Genomic DNA, 2760 nt, shown 5'->3' with positions numbered 1-2760 from the left:
TGATATCACCGGATGACCCGTTAAAATATGATTTCGCCCTCTGCCACCTTGGCATATCGGGTAAATGGAAGGAGGTTCTGTCAGATGGAACAAAATGAGATACGTCTTGATTTTAACTTCATGATGAAGGAACAGATTGGTGAAGATTCAGGTATAGATCCGGGAGACATAGATTTTTTCTCTGATACCGTTAAAACTATTCACGATGAGTTGAGGGGCAAGAGGAAAAGCGGGGAACTCCCCTTCTTCGACCTCCCGTATCAGGATACAAGCCCCATCAAATCCATTGCGTCGGAGATATCAGAGAGTTTTGACAACTTCCTGCTTATAGGCATAGGAGGATCATCACTGGGGCCTCTCTCAATCCATAATGCACTTCACCCTGCATTCTACAACCAGTTGTCAGGAGGTCCCGGCAAGGGAAGGCCGAGGCTCTATTTTCTTGATAATGTTGACCCCGATGAAACCACCGCACTCCTGCAGGTCCTTGACCTTAAAAAGACTGTCATCGTTGTAATAACAAAGTCCGGCGGAACCGCTGAAACAATGGCCAGTTTTCTTGTACTTAAAGCCGCCATACAAAAGACAGCCGGAAAGATTGATCCATCTCAGGTAATAGCAATTACTGACCCTGAAAAGAGCGATTTGTTAAAGATTGCCAGGAAGAATGGTTACAGGACTCTTGAAATACCAGGAGGGGTTGGAGGCAGGTTCTCTGTTTTGACCCCTGTCGGTCTGCTGTCTGCAGCGGTCTCCGGTATCAATATAGATGAGATGCTGTCAGGTGCTGCCATGATGGATAAACGGTGCAGTAATCCCGATACATGGCAAAATCCTGCGTACATGAAGGGACTGCTCGAGTATATGTTTCAAACGAGACAAGGCCGGCATATCTCGGTTATGATGGCCTACTCAGAGGCACTCGGCACCATCATTGAGTGGTTTGTCCAGTTATGGGCGGAAAGCCTTGGTAAAAAACATGGCATTGATGGACGAATCTTATTCACGGGTCAGACCCCGGTTAAGGCAATAGGCGCTACGGATCAGCATTCACAGCTTCAGTTGTTTATGGAAGGCCCTCATGACAAGACTATTACATTTCTGAAGGTCAACAAATTCAATAACACAGTCTCCATACCGGAAGACTTCATGGATATAGATGGGATAAGCTATCTCGGCGGTCACACACTTAATGAGCTGATCCTCGCAGAGCAGAGGGCAACAGAGGTAGCACTTGCAAGGAACGGAAGGCCCAGTTGCCGTATAGACATCCCGGCAATAACGCCTTCAGTAATAGGACAGTTATTTTACCTGTTTGAGGTCCAGACCGCATTTGCAGGTGGTCTTTACAAGATAAACGCCTTTGATCAGCCTGGGGTAGAAGAAGGAAAAAAACTCACATTCGGGATGATGGGGCGAAAAGGGTTTGAAGATAAAAGGAATGAGGTTGAAGAAATAAAGCAGATCAATAAATACATAATTTAATCTGTTGCCTGCCCAGTATATTCATTGACTATTCCATGCTTGAATGTTAAAGTATACGACTGCGTCAGGCTATAGAACATGTTAGATATTAAACTGATAAGAGAAAATCCTGCGAAGGTTAAGGAAGGCTTTGGGAAGCGGGGAGAGAACATAGATATCACATCTCTCCTGAAACTTGACGCTGACAGGATCTCTCTTCTAAAACGTATTGAAGACCTTAGATTCCAGAGGAACAAGAACTCTGATGAAATAGGTAAACTAAAGAGAGAAGGAAAATCTGCAGACCAGCTGTTAGGGCAAATGAAAGGTGTCTCTGACGATATCAGGCAGTTGGAGCTGGATATCCGGGGAGTAGAAGACAAGGTGCAGGAAATCCTGTTAATCCTTCCTAACATCCCTGATGAATCAGTACCGGTTGGTGAGAATGAAAAGGAGAATATTGAAATCCGGAAGTGGGGTAACATCCCTGAATTTAGTTTCGAACCTAAACCTCACTGGGAAATTGGAGAGGCCCTTGATATCATTGACTTTCAGCGGGCGACCAATATAGCGGGCGCCAGGTTTTCTCTGCTCAAAGGTTCCGGTGCGTTGCTTGAGAGGGCACTGATCAACTTTATGCTCGATCTCCATACCAGGGAACATGGGTATAAAGAGGTCGTTCCTCCATTCATGGTGAACAAAAAGACCATGACTGGGACAGGTCAGTTGCCGAAGTTTGAAGATGAACTTTTCAAGATAGAGAGAGACGGCTTTTATCTAATTCCCACTGCTGAAGTCCCTGTGACAAACATCCATCAGGGTGAGATATTGCAGGAAGAGATGCTTCCGTTATATTATACGGCCTGCACCCCATGCTTCAGACGTGAGGCTGGATCATATGGTAAAGATACGCGGGGTTTAATAAGACAGCATCAGTTCAACAAGGTTGAGTTAGTTAAATTCAGCAAACCTGAAGAGTCTTATAACGAACTTGAAAAACTGACTAATAATGCAGAAGATGTATTACAGAGGCTTGGCCTCCCTTACAGGGTAGTTGCCCTCTGCACCGGAGACCTCGGATTTTCTTCAGCAAAAACATATGACATTGAGGTCTGGCTCCCGGCTCAGAACACATACAGGGAGATTTCATCGTGCAGCAACTTTGAGGACTTTCAGGCGAGAAGGGCTGACATAAGATACAAGGCAGGCAAAGGAAGAACGGAATATGTCCATACGATAAACGGTTCAGGGCTTGCAGTAGGCAGGTCACTTGTGGCAATATTAGAGAATTATCAG

2 protein-coding genes are annotated in these 2760 nt (G+C 45.3%); both read left to right on the top strand.

Going from position 1 to position 2760, the window contains the following annotated elements:
• Positions 1-84: 84 nt before the first annotated feature.
• Entirely contained in the window at positions 85-1485 is a 1401-nt protein-coding gene (locus IT392_07600; protein ID MCC6544349.1) for a glucose-6-phosphate isomerase, read from the top strand.
• Positions 1486-1563: 78 nt separating this feature from the next.
• On the top strand, positions 1564-2760 hold a 1197-nt coding region (gene serS / locus IT392_07595), incomplete at its 3' end, for a serine--tRNA ligase (GenBank protein MCC6544348.1).

The sequence above is a fragment of the Nitrospirota bacterium genome (assembly GCA_020846775.1).
Taxonomy (GTDB): domain Bacteria; phylum Nitrospirota; class 9FT-COMBO-42-15; order HDB-SIOI813; family HDB-SIOI813; genus RBG-16-43-11.
Note: the sequence above shows the minus strand (reverse complement) of the source record. Positions and strands in the feature narration are given on the sequence as shown.